The sequence below is a fragment of the Rhodopseudomonas sp. genome (assembly GCF_036404135.1).
Classification (GTDB): Bacteria; Pseudomonadota; Alphaproteobacteria; order Rhizobiales; family Xanthobacteraceae; genus Rhodopseudomonas_A.
The window spans coordinates 1-15,345 of sequence record NZ_DASWPE010000144.1 but is presented as its reverse complement, the minus strand read 5'-3'; the positions used below and the strand labels follow the sequence as shown (position 1 = coordinate 15,345).

The 15,345-nt window shown below is 65.7% G+C and carries 15 protein-coding genes; all 15 read right to left on the bottom strand.

The window, feature by feature from the left end:
• On the bottom strand, positions 1 to 1,870 hold a 1,870-nt coding region (locus tag VGC77_RS17570; RefSeq protein ID WP_331172856.1), incomplete at its 3' end, for a PAS-domain containing protein.
• Positions 1,867 to 2,232 carry an Hpt domain-containing protein gene (locus tag VGC77_RS17565; RefSeq protein ID WP_331172855.1) on the bottom strand — a complete coding sequence of 122 codons (366 nt, stop codon included), beginning with the start codon at positions 2,230 to 2,232 and terminating at the stop codon, positions 1,867 to 1,869. The genes VGC77_RS17565 and VGC77_RS17570, both read right to left, overlap by 4 nt.
• Positions 2,226 to 3,554 (bottom strand): fused response regulator/phosphatase, encoded by a 1,329-nt coding sequence (locus tag VGC77_RS17560; RefSeq protein WP_331172854.1) that lies wholly within the window; start codon positions 3,552 to 3,554, stop codon positions 2,226 to 2,228. The genes VGC77_RS17565 and VGC77_RS17560 overlap by 7 nt, the downstream gene beginning before the upstream one ends.
• Positions 3,551 to 4,207, bottom strand: coding sequence for an ATP-binding protein (locus VGC77_RS17555; protein WP_331172853.1), 657 nt, complete (start codon positions 4,205 to 4,207; stop codon positions 3,551 to 3,553). The genes VGC77_RS17560 and VGC77_RS17555 overlap by 4 nt, the downstream gene beginning before the upstream one ends.
• Positions 4,208 to 4,209: 2 nt before the next feature.
• Positions 4,210 to 4,509 (bottom strand): STAS domain-containing protein, encoded by a 300-nt coding sequence (locus VGC77_RS17550; RefSeq protein ID WP_331172852.1) that lies wholly within the window; start codon positions 4,507 to 4,509, stop codon positions 4,210 to 4,212.
• Positions 4,510 to 4,518: 9 nt separating this feature from the next.
• Positions 4,519 to 5,664, bottom strand: a complete 1,146-nt coding sequence (locus VGC77_RS17545; protein ID WP_331172851.1) for a methyl-accepting chemotaxis protein — start codon at positions 5,662 to 5,664, stop codon at positions 4,519 to 4,521.
• 1 nt (position 5,665) lies between these two features.
• Positions 5,666 to 6,727, bottom strand: a complete 1,062-nt coding sequence (locus VGC77_RS17540) for a chemotaxis response regulator protein-glutamate methylesterase (protein ID WP_331172850.1) — start codon at positions 6,725 to 6,727, stop codon at positions 5,666 to 5,668.
• Between the two features lie 8 nt (positions 6,728 to 6,735).
• The gene (cheD, locus tag VGC77_RS17535; protein WP_331172849.1) at positions 6,736 to 7,380 is read right to left on the bottom strand and encodes a chemoreceptor glutamine deamidase CheD; all 645 of its coding nucleotides are present in this window, start codon (positions 7,378 to 7,380) and stop codon (positions 6,736 to 6,738) included.
• Positions 7,377 to 8,219 carry a protein-glutamate O-methyltransferase gene (locus VGC77_RS17530; RefSeq protein WP_331172848.1) on the bottom strand — a complete coding sequence of 281 codons (843 nt, stop codon included), beginning with the start codon at positions 8,217 to 8,219 and terminating at the stop codon, positions 7,377 to 7,379. The genes cheD and VGC77_RS17530 overlap by 4 nt, the downstream gene beginning before the upstream one ends.
• Positions 8,220 to 8,299: 80 nt before the next feature.
• Complete coding sequence (locus VGC77_RS17525; protein WP_331172847.1) at positions 8,300 to 11,011, bottom strand: PAS domain S-box protein; 2,712 nt, start codon at positions 11,009 to 11,011, stop codon at positions 8,300 to 8,302.
• 52 nt (positions 11,012 to 11,063) lie between these two features.
• Positions 11,064 to 11,609 (bottom strand): chemotaxis protein CheW, encoded by a 546-nt coding sequence (locus VGC77_RS17520; protein WP_331172846.1) that lies wholly within the window; start codon positions 11,607 to 11,609, stop codon positions 11,064 to 11,066.
• A complete protein-coding gene (locus VGC77_RS17515) occupies positions 11,599 to 13,677 on the bottom strand; it encodes a chemotaxis protein CheA (RefSeq protein ID WP_331172845.1) in 2,079 nt (692 codons plus the stop codon). The genes VGC77_RS17520 and VGC77_RS17515 overlap by 11 nt, the downstream gene beginning before the upstream one ends.
• A complete protein-coding gene (locus VGC77_RS17510; protein WP_331172844.1) occupies positions 13,668 to 14,033 on the bottom strand; it encodes a response regulator in 366 nt (121 codons plus the stop codon). Before VGC77_RS17510 ends, VGC77_RS17515 begins: the two co-directional genes overlap by 10 nt.
• Positions 14,034 to 14,363: an STAS domain-containing protein gene (locus VGC77_RS17505; RefSeq protein ID WP_331172843.1), complete on the bottom strand. Its 330-nt coding sequence runs from the start codon at positions 14,361 to 14,363 to the stop codon at positions 14,034 to 14,036.
• Between the two features lie 464 nt (positions 14,364 to 14,827).
• The coding region (locus tag VGC77_RS17500; protein WP_414709693.1) for a phenylacetate--CoA ligase family protein at positions 14,828 to 15,345 on the bottom strand (518 nt) is incomplete at its 5' end.

The window sequence follows — 15,345 nt, the reverse complement described above, 5'->3', positions numbered from 1 at the left end:
TCGAGGCTTCGATCAGTTCGCTCTGCTGGGCCTCGAGATCGTTGCGCGCCATTTCGACGTCGGCCACCCGCTGCTGCAGCGCGGCCTCCACCAGCTTGAAATCGGTGACGTCGGTGCGCAGCCCGGCAATCCCGCCATCCGAGGTGCGATGTTCCGACATCCGGACCCAACGGCCGTCGGCGATCTGCTGTTCGATCGGCTGGTTGGCCTTGCGATGCCAGGCCATGGCCCAAGTGACGAAGATCTCGATCTCTTCGGGGTCGGCTCCAAACGCGCCGCGGGCGGCGGCGCCGCGCAAAATATCCTCGTACAATGCACCGGGCAGCAGCAGATCGGCGACTTCCGGATACATCTCGCGAAACCGGGAATTCGCCAACACGAAGCGGTCGTCGCTGTCGTAGAGGATGAAGCCCTGCGAAAACGATTCGATCGCGTCCGACAACATCCGCTGCGAATTGCTGGCACGCTCCTCGGCACGCTTCAGATTGGTGATATCGAGCACAATGCCGAAAACACCAGCAACCCCGCCATCGGCGTCGCGCCGCGGGTTGGCCTCAATCCGAACCCAGCGCAGCTGTCCGTCCGGACGAATCCAGCGATGCTCATGGGTGAGATTGCTCCTGGCGGCCTTGGCGCGCTTGCACTCGCCGAGAAATCCCTCGATGTCGTCGGGATGTACCAGCGACAACACGGTGTCGAACGTGACGACCGGCGCCACCGCCAAACCCGCGATCTCGAACAATTGCGGCGACCAGGTCGCGGTCATCTGCTTCACATCGGCTTCCCAATGGCCCAATTTGCCGATCTTCTGCGCCTCCAGCAGCTGGCTGCCGCTGCGTTCAAGCTGAAAATTCTGCCGCGCCAGCAGCAATTCCGAATGCCGAATGCCGCGGATCTGCCTACCGAGCGCCACCAGCAGCACCACCACGCCGCCGACGGCGCCGAGTACGCCGATGAACAGGATGATCGCGTCGCGTCGCCAAGTGCCGAGCGCGATATCGGCCGGGATCGCCACGGTGACGACCAATGGGAAATTCGGCACCGCGGTTCGCGCGACGTAACGCGGCTGGCCGTCCAAGCCGGCGACCCAGACGCCACCACGATTGGCCGTCTGGGCGAGGTCGCGGGTCATCGCCTCCGAACCGATTGAACTGCCGACCTTGTTCTCCAGTCGCGGGTAGCGCGCCAGCAGCGTGCCGTCGCGCCGCCACAACGCCACCGAGCTGCCTTCCAGTGCCACCGCCTCGTAAAACTCCTCGAAATCGCGCAACTTCACCGCGGCCTCGACCGCGCCGACGAATTGGTGATTGGCGTCGTTGATGCGCCGCGCCAGATACAGCGTCCAGCTGCCATCGACCTTGCTGCGCATCGGCTCGCTGACGACCAGCATGGCTTCGTCGGTGTCGCGCAGCCGCTTAAACTGCTCGCGCTCGGCGATCGACAATTGCGGTGTCGGCCACGACCGCGAATGCGCGACCAACCAGCCGTCGGCATTGGCGACGATCAGATTGCTGACTTGCGGCAGACGGCGGGCGTGCTCCTGCAACACTTGATACAGTGTCTGGCTGTCGACCGTGGCGCGCAGGCGATCCGCTTGGAGCGGCCCGCCGGCGCCGATGCGGGCCGCCAGTTCGCCAAGCACGGTATCGACCGACTGGAACGATCGCGAGGTCTGCTCGGCCAGCACCATCGAGATCTTGCCGAGATTGCCGCGGGTTTCGCGATCGATCTTGTCGTGCAAATTCCAAATGGTGACGCCCGCCGCCAACACCGTGAGCACCACCAGGGTGGCCGCGGCAAACATGGTGTTGCGCGGTGACAGCCGGCCGTGCGGCGAAGACCACACCAGTTCGCCCATAATCGTCTTCATGGTGATGTTGCCTCCGCCGACGCAGGGCAGAGTTCGGCGAGCGCGACCGCGGTCTCGTCGATCAACCGCTCCAGCAGCGCGACGCCCTGCGAAATCGCGGCGATCGACGAGCCGGCGGCTTCGATCTTGCGAGCCTCCGCGGCGATCCGCGCCGCGCCGAAGCTGCTGGCGACACCCTTCAGAGCATGGCCGTTGCGCCGCGCCTCGTCGAGATCGGACGCCGCCACCGCGGCCCTGATCTTGTCGAGACCCTGCCGCGCCACCTCGGGCAGTTCCGCGAGCATGTCGCGCAAGTCCTCATCGCCGAGCGCGCGGCGCAACAGCGCGATCTGGGTGTGGTCGATCAGCGGCTCGCTCAGCATGATCTGGCTCGCTCCTGCGGCAGGCTCTCCAGGTCACACCGAGCCGGCGCGGTCGGCTGTTCAGCCACGAGCTTGCACGTCTGACAGGCCAATTCGACCGCCGCGGACTGCCGGTCGATGCAGACGATGGTCATGTCGTCGTGCAACGCATCCAGCTCGCCGATACCGGCCGCGCCGCACACCCGATCGATCACCTGAAACGGCGACACGCCGGTCGCGCACGCCGCGACCGCGTCGCACAAACCGGCGTCGCCGATCCGCTCGCCGCGCTCGTCGGGGAATTCCGACAGCCCGTCGCTGAACATCAACACCCGCGAGTCCGGCGCAAAGCCGCATTGGCGCAGTTCGTATTGCGCGCCGGGGACCACGCCCAGCGGCAGCCCGCTATGCGCCGCCAACACCGCGCCCGGCTCATGGCCGAGCGAGACGATCAGCGGCGGCGCGCCGGCTGAGGCAAATCGCAGCCGATTAGCAGACGGTTCGATCACGACGTACAGAAAGGTCGCGAATTGGCCCGGCGACAGCATCCGCACCAAACGGTCGTTGAGCATCGCCAGCAGTTTCGACGGGTCGGCGTGCAGCCGCTTGTGCTCGTGGATCAGCGCATGCAGCCGGAAGGTGTTGAGCGCCGCGGTGACGCCGTGGCCGGCGAAATCGGCCAGGAACACGCCGAAGCTGCCGCGATCGATCGGCAGCACGCCCCACAGATCGCCGCCGATTTCCGACGACGGCCGGCAACACGACCCGATCCGCAACCCCGCGGCGGACGCCAACCGCTGCTGGTCCTCCGTCGACGGCAGCAATTCGAACTGCATCCGCCGCGCGGCCTCGAGCTCCTGCGAGGTGCGCTCGCGGTAGTCGCGCAATTCGCGCAGCAGCACCCTGCGCTCCAGGTGCAGCGTGACCCGGGACACCAGTTCGGACGGATTGATCGGTTTGGACAGAAAGTCCGACGCGCCCGCCGCAAACAGGATCCCCATCTCGTCGCGGTCGAAGGTCGCGGTCTGCGCCAAGATCGGCACGTCGATGAAGCGCGGCCGCGCCCGCAGCCGTTGGCAGACTTCGAGACCGCCGAGATCCGGCATCTGGATGTCGAGCAGCACAAGGTCCGGCTGATACGCCTCGCATTGTTCCAGCGCCGCATAGCCGCCGGATGCGAAGCGAAAGTTGGTGAAATTCTGCCGTCGCAAGATTCCGGCGAGCAGCCGGCAGCTCAGCGCATCGTCATCGGCGATCAGAATCCGGGCCGCAAAGATGTCGTGGCCGCGCCGCTCGGCGGGCCGCAGCTCGGCCGCAGCCTGGAAGCTGTCGGGGGCGTTCATAAGCGAAACCCAAGCTTGATGGCGGTGCCGCCGTTCAACAGCACCACGCGGTCACAAAACGCCTCGAGGATCATCAGGCCGCGACCGCTGGTCTGCGTCATCGGGTCGGGGGATTCGATGGAGCACGGCGGGCTGCGCTTAAAGCCGGCGCCGCTGTCGCGCACGATGATGTGCAGGATCGCGACATTCCAGATCGCATCGATGCGGATCATGCTGCGCGCCAGCGGCGGCCGCGCCAGCAGCGACTCGATGACGTCGTGCGACCGCGCCAGACCCTCGAGATCGCCGCGCAGCGCGGAGCCGAGCCCGAGATTGCCGTGCAGCATGGCGTTCATGGTGGCCTCCTGGACCGCGGTGCGCACCCGCTGCTGCAGATCCTCCGAGAACTGCAGCCGATGGTCGATCGCCGCGACAAATGCGCCGATCACCTGATGTCGATACGCCGAGCGCGTGGTAACCGTCAGGCTGAGATGGCGTGACGAGGCGCGATAGCGCGCATGCCAATCGGCCTGCTCGCCAAGCTCGGCTTCGACGCAGTCGGTGGTCGGCGTCGTCAGCGCCGCGCCGAGCGAGAACTGCGAACTGCCGTCCCACCAGGTGAACCAGCCATGCTGCGCCGGCGGCGGCAAGCCGGGGTCCATCGCGGTCGCCATGACTAGGCCACCACCGTGAACAGGGTGTTGAACTTGGTCACCGAAAACATCCGCTCGACCTGGCCCTTGGGACCGCGCAGCGTCAGACTGCGGTTGGCCTTGTTGGCTTCGTCGCGGACGATCAGCAACATGCCGAGCCCCGCCGAGTCGATGAAATCCAGCTTCGACAGGTCGATCGTTAGCGATTGATCGGTGGCCTTGAGCAACCGGCTGGCGACTTCGCGAAACGCGACATGGTCGGTGAAGGTGAGTTCGCCGTTCAGGGAAACGTTGGCGTCGTTGCCGTTGAATTCATACTGCATGATCTGTCCTCAGAATAGTTCGATTGATCCGCTCGCCGCGGCGGTATTGCTGTTCGGCGAGTCTTCCGGCCACGCCACCGGCTTGCCGTCGATCAGTTCCGCGACGAACCGTTCGCGCATTTCGCTCAAGGTGTAACGCTCGAGCAATTGCTTCACCCAGGCATGATCCGGGGTCGACGAGGCCATCAGCTCGGGCAGCGCCGCGGTGGTGGCGTGCTTGACGTCGTCGATCGCCTCGGCGATCACCTGCAGGGTGTCGACGACGTGTTCCAGCCGTTGCTTGGTGCGGTCCTGAAACTGGATGCCGGTCACCATGGCGTCGACGTCCGCGGAAATCACCGCGGCCTCCGTCACCGCGTCGGCGACGATGGTCTCCAAGGCATCGCCGCGGTGCTGCAGCGCCGCGAGAATCACCTCGAGCCGCTCCTTGGCGAGCACGTTCTCGGACATGTCGATGGTCGCCACTCGCTTCAAGGTGGCGTGACCGCTGGCGATGCCCTCGGTCACCGCCTTGAGCTGCCGGTTCATGTCGCTCGACAGCAACTGGGTGGTCTTCGACAGTTCGCGAACCTCATTGGCGACGATGCGGAACGCGGCCCCGGCGTCGCCGGCGCGTTCGGCCTCGATGCGGGCATTCAGCGCCAGCATGTTGGTGGTGCCGTTGATCGCGGTGAGCTGCTCCATGCATTTCTCGACGCGCATGACGTTGGCGTTGAGTTCGTCGAGCGCGTAGACCATGCTCATCGAATCCTTTGACAGCATCAGGATCTTGGAAACGACGTCGCTCAGCGTACCATCCAGCAACTGGGTGACCTCGTGGATCGGCACCACCCGGCCCGCCACCTCGACGCCCTTGGCGAGGCTGGTGAGGCTGTCGACCCGGGCGGTCTGCTGCTGGGCGCTGACCGCGAGCCGCCGGAAGCGGCCGCTGAGCGCGTCGGCCTCGGATTCGACGAAGCCGGAGGTACGGGCAACCTCACCGGCCAGGGCGTGGATCACGCGCTGCTGCATCTGCGCCAGCGACATCCAGCGCTGCAGCAATTCGGCGTGCGGCAGCGGCGGCGCAGGATCGGCCGGCGACAACGGCGGCGCTGCGGCATGCGCAGGCGGGGCCTCCACCGAAGCTGGCCATTGCTTTTTGCCAAGGCCCAGCATGTCAGACTCTCACTCCGCGCTTGGCGGTGGCCCGGCAGCGATACAGCACCTGTTCCGAAATCTTGCCGATCGGCAGTTCGACCTCGGTGGCGCCGCGATCATGGGCGACCTTCGGCATGCCGTAGACCACGCAAGTGGCCTCGTTCTGGCCGATGGTGGAAGCGCCGGCATCGCGCATCTCCAGCAGCCCGGCGGCGCCGTCGCTGCCCATGCCGGTCAGGATGATGCCGACCGAATTGCCGCCCGCAGCGCGCGCCACTGAACGGAACAGCACGTCGACCGAGGGCCGATGTCCGGACACCGCAGGCATATCGTGCACCCGGCAGATGTAGTTGGCGCCGGAGCGCGCCAGCTCGAGATGCAGGCCGCCGGGAGCAATGTAGACATGGCCGGGCAACACCCGTTCGCCGTCGCGCGCCTGACTGACGGTGACCGCGCAGAACTGATCGAGCCGCGCGGCAAACGACGCGGTGAACGCCGCCGGCATATGCTGGGTGACCAGCATCGCCGGCGCGTCGTGCGGAAATTGCGTCAGCAGGGTCTGCAGCGCTTCGACGCCGCCGGTCGATGCGCCGATCGCGATCACCTTCTCCGATGAGCTGTAGCCGGATGCGGGGGATGGCGCCGCGGCTTTCGGCGCGTCGCTGCACAGCGGGCGAACCCGGGCGGACGCCGCCATCTTGACCTTGGCGACGATTTCCTCGCGCAGCGCCTCAAAACCGTCGCGCAGCCCGATGGTCGGCTTGGCGACGTAATCGACGGCACCGAGTGCCAGAGCGCGCAGCGCGGTGTCGGCACCCTTCTGGGTCAGCGACGAGATCATCAGCACCGGCATCGGCCGCAGCGTCATGATCTTTTCCAGGAACGCCAGGCCGTCCATCCGCGGCATCTCGATGTCGAGGGTGACCACGTCGGGATTGAGCGACTTGATCATCTCGCGCGCCACCAGCGGATCCGGCGCCGCGCCGATCACGTCGATCGCGGGATCCGACCCGAGCAACTGCGTCAGCATCTGGCGCACCAGGGCCGAGTCGTCGACGATGAGCACGCGGATTTTCGACACGGCGTCCCTCAGAACAATTCGACCGAACCGGCGACCGGATCGGACTGGACCTTGGATTTGTAATTCGCCTCGCTGCTGAACACCGCCTGCTCCTCGGCGTGGCGCAGCTCCAGCAGCAGCACCTTGCCGGTCGCCGGAAAGTAGTGGATGCGTCGCGGCAGGGTGCCGCGCAGATGCGCGGCGGTGATCTTCAGATTCTCGGCGCAGAGGTAGTCCTCGACGAATTCGGCGTTGCGGTGCCCGATATTGGCGCTGCTCTTCATCACATTGCCGCCGCCGAAGACTTTGACCTCCAGCCGCTCGCGCGCGCCCCCGCGCGACAGGATGTCGTTGATCAGCCGCTCCATCGCCACGTTGCCGTAGCGCATGCTCGACGAGACGCCGTCCCATGCGCCGCCGTTGGATTCCGGCAACATGAAGTGGTTCATGCCGCCGACCCCGATCAGCGGGTCGCGGATGCAGGCCGACACGCAGGAGCCCAGAATGGTCACCAGCATTTCGTTGCTCGCGGTGACGTGGTGTTCGCCGGGGAATACCTTGACCGCGATCTCCTCGAACCGCGGATCGCGATAGCGCCGGGAATTGACGCCGTGATCCGCGATCGCGGCGTCATGCGTCGCGCGCCGCTGCCTATGGTGATGCCGCCCGGTCATTTGATCCTGCGATAGATGGTGCGGCCGACCAGCTTGAAGCGGTCGGTCACCGACAACAGGCTTTCCGAGTGACCGATAAACAGCCAACCGTCGGGCTTCAGCATGTCGGCATAGCGGTCGAACAGCCGGCGCTGCGTCGGCTTGTCGAAATAGATCACCACGTTGCGGCAGAAGATGATGTCGAACGGCCCCCTCATCGGCCAGCCCTGCAACAAATTGAGCGGCGCGAAGCTGATCAGCGAGCGCACCGCCTCGCCCATCACGCCGCGGCCGTCGGCCTGGGCGGTGAAGTACTTCTTGCGAAAATTGCCGGGGATCGATTCCACCCGCTCGGCGTCGTAGATGCCGGCGGCGGCGTGCGCGACCACGTTGGTGTCGAGGTCGGTGGCAAGAATCTTGACGTCCCAATCGGCCAATTGCGCGCTCTGCTCGCACAAAAGCATCGCCAGCGTGTAAGGCTCCTCGCCGGTCGAACAGCCCGCCGACCAGATTCTCAACCGGCCACCGCGTTGACCCTGCGCCGCGTTGATCGATGGCAGCACGTTGGCGGCCAGCGCCTCGAAATGATGCGGTTCGCGGAAGAATGCGGTGTGATTGGTGGTGATGGCGTTGACCAGCATCAGCCGTTCGGCGTCGCCGGCGTCGCTTTCCAGCAGCCGGCAATAGTCGCCGAAGCCGGACAATCCCAAGGTGCGCAGCCGACGGCCGAGCCGGCCGCTGATGAAGGCGCGCTTGCGATCGCTAATCACGATGCCGGTGGTTTCCATCACCAGATTGGCGATCTTGCGGAAATCTCCGTCATGAAGCGCGAACTCTTGCTGCTGCACCGTCTGCTGCACCGTCGATCCTTTGCGGCTGCTGGAAGCGCCGATCCCGCGGGATCGACGCTTAGTTCATTGCAAACCGGCGTCCGAGGCCGTCAGAATTGCTTCCAATCAACCTCGCCCGTGCCATTGGCGCGCTGCCGCACCACCGGCTCGGCGACCGCATGGCCGGAAGCACGCGCGGTGCGCGGCGCCGGCGGAGCGGTCGCCCCGCGCAGCTGGCGGTCCACCACCGGGTTGCCGGTCGGCCGTAGCGGCGCCGGCGCCGAATGCGCCTGCACGCCGCCGAAGCCGTCACCCAGCCTGAACTGCGCCACCATGTCGGCCATCGAGCTGGTCTGGTCTTCCATGGATTTCGCCGCCGCCGCGGCTTCTTCGACCAGGGCTGCGTTCTGCTGCGTGACCTTGTCCATCTGCATCACGGCGTTGTTGACCTGCTCGATGCCGCCGCGCTGTTCCTGCGACGCTGCGGAAATCTCCGCCATGATGTCGGTGACGCGCTTCACCGACTGCACGATCTCCTCCATGGTCTTGCCGGCGGTGTCGACCAGCCGCGAGCCGGACTCCACCTTGGAGACCGAGTCGGAAATCAACCCCTTGATCTCCTTGGCGGCGTTGGCGCTGCGCTGCGCCAGATTGCGGACTTCTGCCGCGACCACGGCAAAGCCGCGGCCCTGATCGCCGGCGCGCGCGGCTTCCACCGCGGCGTTCAGCGCCAGGATGTTGGTCTGGAACGCGATCTCGTCGATCACGCCGATGATGTCGGCGATCTTGCGGCTGGCCTGGGTGATGCCGTCCATGGTCTGCACCACTTCGGCGACCACCGAGCCGCCCTTCACCGCGACCTCCGAGGCCGACGACGCCAGCTTGTTGGCCTGCTGCGCGTTCTCCGCGTTCTGCCGCACCGTGTTGGTGAGCTGCTCCATGCTGGCGGCGGTTTCTTCGAGGCTCGCCGCCTGCTGTTCGGTGCGCTGCGACAGGTCGGTGTTGCCGGTGGCGATTTCGCGCGCCGCGGTGGTCAGGGTCTGCGACGTATCGGAGATTTCCCCGATCATCGACGACATGGTGTCGAGCAGGCCGTTGACGCCTTCGCACAGCTGCGCGATGTCGCCGGTCATGCCGTCGAGCGGGATCCGGTGGCGCAGATCGTTCTCCTTCGCCGCGCTCACCGCCTCCTGGGTTTGCGCGACCGCCGCCTGCAACACTTCGGAAGCCCGCACCTGTGCGGTGATGTCGGTGGCGTATTTCACCACCTTAAACGGCTTGCCGTTGAGATCCATGATCGGGTTGTAGCTGGCCTGGATCCAGATCTCCTTGCCGCCCTTGCCGATCCGCTTGTATCGCCCGGTGTCGTATTCGCCGCGGCCGAGCTTGTCCCAGAACATCCGGTAATCGGTCGAGGAGCGGAACGCCGGATCGACGAGCATCGAATGGTGCTGACCCTTGAGCTCGGCGGCGCTGTATCCCAGCGTCTGGCAGAAGTTTTCGTTGGCGGCGAGCACCTTGCCGTCCAACCCGAACTCGATGACGGCCTGCGCCTTGCCGATCGCTGCGATCTGACCTTCGAAATCCGCAGCCGCGATGCGCTGCGCGGTGACGTCGGTAGCGATCTTGACGATCTTGACGACCCGCCCGACTTCATCCTTCACCGCGGAATACACCGCCTGGATCCAAACTTCCTGTCCGGTCTTGGTGATGCGCTTGAACACATCGCTAACCGCCTTGCCGGCGTTCAGGTCGGCCCAGAACTGCGCGTATTGATGGCCGGCGGCTTGCGTCGGCTCGACGAATATCCGGTGATGCTTGCCGACGATCTCGGCGAGCTGATAGCCGAGCACATTGAGGAAGATCGGGTTGGCGGTGATCAGCACGCCGGATGGTTCGAATTCGACATAGGCGTAGTTCTCGTTGATCGCGTTGAACAGCCCGCGCATGTTGTAGCGTTCGATCTCGGCCGCGGTGATGTCGTAGCGAACCCCGAGATAGGCCTTCGGCTTGCCGTTGTCGCCCATGATCGGCGCGATCACGGCGTCGACATAATACGGCGTGCCGTCCTTGGCGCGGTTCTTGATAATGCCGCGGAACATCCGGCCGCGGCCGATCGTGCTCCACAATTCCTTGAACACCTCCTTCGGCATGTCCGGATGCCGGGTGGTGTTGTGCGGCTTGCCGATCAGCTCGTCGCGCGGATATTTCGACACCTCGACGAATTTGTCGTTGACGGCGACGATGTCGCCCTTGAGATCGGAGTAGGAGACGATGCTGGTAGTGTCCATGATGTCGGAGCGGATCTTCAGCTCGACGGCATCGGCCATGGCCTTCTGCGCGGCCGCGGTGACGTCCATGCCGACCGCAATGATCCGGGTCGGCTTGCCCTGGCCGTCGAGCGCGCGGCTGTAGGACACCTGCAACCAGACCTCCTTGCCGCCCTTGCCGATCAGCTTGCTCTGCCCGGCCTCCGGCTCGCCGCGCGCCAGCCGATCCCAGAAGGCGAGCGAGGCCGGGTTCTGGTGCTGCGCCGGATCGACAAACATCGAATGGTGCTGGCCCTTGATCTCGGCCAGCGCGTAACCGACCGCGGCGAGGAAATTGGCGTTGGCATCGACGATCGTACCGTCCAGCGCGTATTCGATCATCGCCTGCGAGCGGTTGATGGCGTCGAGCATGCCGCGCAGCTTGCGATCCGGCGCGGCCGTGGTCGGCGTGGCCGATTTCACCGCCGCCGGCTTCGCCTTCTTGGCACGCACCGGCTTCGGTTTCGCCGCGTCCTGGTCCGGGATGTTTTGTTCGTCGAGTTCGTGCATCATGATCGTTGCCTCATCTGGAAAAGGAATTGACTGGTGGGACGCGCACGCAACATCAGGCGGCCTTCGGAGCGGAGGCGTCGCCGGCAAAATTGCGTTGCGGCACATCGGCCGGCCTGCCGAACAGCCCGGCCAGCGACACCAGCGTCACCATGCGGTTTTCGATCGCGACCAGTCCTTCGAGAAACTGATCCTCGCTCGGCAATCCCATGTCGGGGACCGGCCGGATCGCCTTCGGATCGATCGCGATGATGTCGGAGACGGTGTCGACCAGCAGCCCGACGGTGCGGGTACCGGCGGCGACGATGATCACCACATGCATCTTGCTGGGGACGGTGAGCCCCATGCCGAACCGGGCGCGCAGATCGAAGATCGGAACGATCACGCCACGCAGATTGACCACGCCGCGAACATGCGCCGGGGCGTTGGGGATCATCGTGGTATCAGTCCAGCCCTTGATCTCGCGCACCACCATGATGTCGATGCCGTACTCTTCGGCACCGAGCGTGAAGGTGACGAATTGCTGGGAGTTCTCGCTGACCGTCGCCGCGCCGATATCCAGGCCGAGGCTGCTGGCGATCGATTGCTGATCAGGCTGCATGGGTGATCTCCTCCGGGCGGTCGTTCGTTGCAGGGCGCGCGATGGCGGGCCGCGGCGGCGCGGCGATCTCCGCCTCGCGCAGCCTGGCGATGTCGAGGATCAGCGCCACCCGGCCGTTGCCGAGGATGGTGGCGCCACCGATGCCGTCGACCGGGTCGTAATTGGCCTCGAGGCTCTTCACCACCACCTGCTGCTGTCCGAGCAGTTCGTCGACGATGACGCCGACGCGGCCGGCGCTTTCGCTCTGCACGATGATGACGATGCCGCGGCAGGGATCGGTGATCGCGCCGTCGATCGCGAAATAGCCGTGCAGCGGGATCAGCGGGATGTACTCGCCGCGCAACGCCAGCACGTCGCCGCGCCCGACCACGGCGTGGATATCCGCCGGCTGCGGCCGCAGGCTCTCGATGATCGCGGTGAGCGGGATGATGTAGGTCTCCTTGCCGATCGACACCACCATGCCGTCGAGCACCGCGAGCGTCAGCGGCAGCGACAGCGTGAAGCGCGAGCCGTGGCCGAAGCGGGACTGCACGCTGATGCGGCCACCGAGCGACTGCACGTTGCGCTTCACCACGTCCATGCCGACGCCGCGGCCGGAAATGTTGGAGATCTTCTCGGCGGTGGAGAACGCCGGCAGAAAGATCAGATGGTCGATCTCCTCGTCGCTCAGGGTGACGCCGGCCGGCACCAGGCCGCGGTCGTGCGCCTTGGCCAGCACGCGCTCGCGGTTGATGCCGTTGCCGTCGTCGGACACCTCGATGATGATCCGGCCGGAGCGCTGCGCCGCGGACAGATGAATGGTGCCCTGCCGCGGCTTGCCGCGGGCGCCGCGGACATCGGGCGCCTCGATGCCGTGATCGAGCGCGTTGCGGATCATGTGGGTCAAGGGATCGTTGAGCTGCTCGATCACCGTCTTGTCGATCTCGGTCATCTCACCCGAGGTGACGATGCGCACCTCCTTGCCGAGCGTGGCGGCGAGATCGCGCACCACTCGCGGCATCCGCGCGAACACCGATTTGACCGGCTGGGCGCGGATCGCCATCACGCTTTCCTGCAATTCGCGCGCGCTCTGCGCCAGCGCGTCGATGCCCTGCAGCAGCGCCGGATATTGATCGCTCGGCAGCGCGCTGCCCTGCTCGGTCAGCATCGCCTGGGTGATCACCAACTCGCCGACCAGATTGACCAGCCGGTCGACCTTGTCGACGTCGACGCGGATCGACTGGTTCGGCGGCGGACTTTCGGCGGCCTTCGGCCCAGCCGCGGCCGCTGCCGCAACCGGCGTTTCGCCGCCCGGTGCGATGCCGGGGCTATCGGGGACTTCCGGCAGCAACGGCTCGATCACGAGGTCGCAATCATCCTCGACGAATTCGAACACCTCGTGGATTGCGCTCTGCGGCGCGCCGGTGTCGAGGATGAACACCCAGCTCAGATAGGCGGTTTCCGGATCGATCCGCTCGAACGGCGGAATTCGCGAGCTATCGACTTCGACGCTGAGACCGCCGAGGCGACGCAATTGGCGGATCAGCAGCAGCGGCTCGTTGGCCTTCTGCAGCATCTCGCTATGCGGGGTGAAGACAATGCGATAGCGCTGCTCGCCGATCGCGCGCTCGGCGTCTGGCGGCGCGCGCTTCTCCGGCGCCGCCGCGGCGGCATCGCAACCGCCGGCCAGGGTTTCCTGCATCGCGGTGACGATGTCGGCGCCGAAGCTCGACGGCAGCGTCGCGTTGCTGCGCGCGGCGCTGACGATATCGGTCAGCGCGTCGCTGGCCCGCAGCAGCAGTTGCGTGACGTCGGGCGCCGACGGCACCTTGTGCTCGCGCATCGCGTCGAGCAGGCTCTCGAACACGTGCGAGAACGCCACCAGCTCGGCAAAGCCGAAGGCGCCGGCGCCGCCCTTGATCGAATGCACCGCGCGAAAGATCGCGTGCAGCGTTTCTTCGTCGCCGCCGCCGGTCGACAGCAAATCCAGATGGAACTGCAACGCATCGAGCAGCTCGTCGCATTCCTCGAAATAGGTCTTGCGAAACTGCGCGAGCGGATAGGATTCTGTGTCGTCGTCTATGGACATACGCGTTGCACCAGTTCGACGAGCTTCTCCGGGCTAAACGGCTTGACCAGCCAGCCGGTGGCGCCGGCGGCCTTGCCGTCGCTCTTCTTGGTGCTGTCGCTCTCGGTGGTCAGGATCAGGATCGGCACGCCGCGATGCTTGGCGTCGGCACGCACCGACTTGATCAAGGTGATGCCGTCCATGTTCGGCATATTCAGATCGGTGATGATCAGATCGAAGCTGGCGCCGCCGAGCACGGCCAGCGCCTTGTTGCCGTCTTCCGCCTCGGCGACGTCGAAACCCGCCTTGCGCAAGGTAAACGACACCATGTCGCGCATGGTCTTGGAGTCATCGACCGTCAAAATCCGCTTCGCCATCTATGCCATCCACTTTGCAAATTCCGACTGCAGACCGAGATCGGCGACTGCGGTTCGGAACACCGCGGACGCCTCGACGATTTGGAAACTACGCCCAGCGGAGTCGGCCTGCCGCCCTGCCGACAGCAACAGCTGCACGCAGGGCGTCGACATGCGTTCGATCGCGGCGGCGTTGAGGATCACGGCAGGCCGGTTGAGCTGGACCGCAAGGCTGTCGCGCAGCGCCACGGCCTGCGTCAGGCCCATCACCGCCGGCAGAACTCCGGCCGCGTCGCCGGCCGACCCTGACTGCTGCTCGGCGCCGGCATCGTGATTGGTGGCTTGGGCCATGAGGCACTTCCATCAGATTCGAAGGTTTATTGATCGCGCGATGCGCGCCGCGGACCAGGATCCGGGCGACGGCACCGACGACCGCAGCTCAAGGCGAACGTAGTTGTCAGTTGGTTCTGGACACGATCCCGCTCCCCGCGGCCGGCGCCGCGCAAATCATTGCATCGGTCAGAATGGCGACCAGAGCCTCGCAACTCATTAATTTGAGGCTTAGGGCGAATACGGGGCTACGGCGTTCTACGCAGCCCGACGCGGCCGCGGCGGCTCACGGAAGGCCGCGTTTGGCGGGCACCGGCGCTGCGGTCTACGCCGCCGCGGAAGCCGCGGGCCGATTTTCCGGCCGATGCCGGGTTAACCTAGAATGATGGAACGCGGTTCGGGCGTCGGGCGCGCAGCCAGCAACGCCGATAAGCCGATGGCGCCGAATTGACTTACCGCTGTCGGGGACCGTGGAGCGCGGCGGCTCAGCCGGCGATGGCGCGCTGGTCCTTGACCCGCACCGCCTTGCCCTGCGAGCGCGGCACCTCGCCCGGCGACTTCACCACCACCTTGCAGGTCACGCCGATCAGCGACTTGACGTGATGCGTCACCTCGGCGGCCTTGCGAACGCGGCCGGCCTCGTCGAGCGCGGCGTCCGGCGTCATCTCGACCTCGACCGTCATGGTGTCGAGCGCCTTGTCGCGGGTCAGCACCAGTTGATAATGCGGCGCGATGCCGGGGAAACCGACCAGCACCGACTCCACCTGCGACGGATAGACGTTGACGCCGCGGATGATCAGCATGTCGTCGTCGCGGCCGGTGACGCGCATGATGCGGACATGGCTGCGGCCGCAATCGCACGGCTCGTTGCTGAGCCTTGTGATATCGCGGGTCCGGTAGCGGATCATCGGCAACGCTTCCTTGGTCAGCGTGGTGATGACCAATTCGCCGGTCGCTCCGGTCGGCAGCGGCTGCAGCGTCTCCGGATAGATGGTCTCGAACA

Bases quoted from the DNA above. Each gene is read 5' to 3' on its own strand.
- VGC77_RS17565 (WP_331172855.1), bottom strand. From the start codon at position 2,232: ATGCTGAGCGAGCCGCTGATCGACCACACCCAGATCGCGCTGTTGCGC.
- VGC77_RS17560 (WP_331172854.1), bottom strand. From the start codon at position 3,554: ATGAACGCCCCCGACAGCTTCCAGGCTGCGGCCGAGCTGCGGCCCGCC.
- VGC77_RS17555 (WP_331172853.1), bottom strand. From the start codon at position 4,207: ATGGCGACCGCGATGGACCCCGGCTTGCCGCCGCCGGCGCAGCATGGC.
- VGC77_RS17550 (WP_331172852.1), bottom strand. From the start codon at position 4,509: ATGCAGTATGAATTCAACGGCAACGACGCCAACGTTTCCCTGAACGGC.
- VGC77_RS17545 (WP_331172851.1), bottom strand. From the start codon at position 5,664: ATGCTGGGCCTTGGCAAAAAGCAATGGCCAGCTTCGGTGGAGGCCCCG.
- cheD (WP_331172849.1), bottom strand. From the start codon at position 7,380: ATGACCGGGCGGCATCACCATAGGCAGCGGCGCGCGACGCATGACGCC.
- VGC77_RS17525 (WP_331172847.1), bottom strand. From the start codon at position 11,011: ATGATGCACGAACTCGACGAACAAAACATCCCGGACCAGGACGCGGCG.
- VGC77_RS17520 (WP_331172846.1), bottom strand. From the start codon at position 11,609: ATGCAGCCTGATCAGCAATCGATCGCCAGCAGCCTCGGCCTGGATATC.
- VGC77_RS17515 (WP_331172845.1), bottom strand. From the start codon at position 13,677: ATGTCCATAGACGACGACACAGAATCCTATCCGCTCGCGCAGTTTCGC.
- VGC77_RS17510 (WP_331172844.1), bottom strand. From the start codon at position 14,033: ATGGCGAAGCGGATTTTGACGGTCGATGACTCCAAGACCATGCGCGAC.
- VGC77_RS17505 (WP_331172843.1), bottom strand. From the start codon at position 14,363: ATGGCCCAAGCCACCAATCACGATGCCGGCGCCGAGCAGCAGTCAGGG.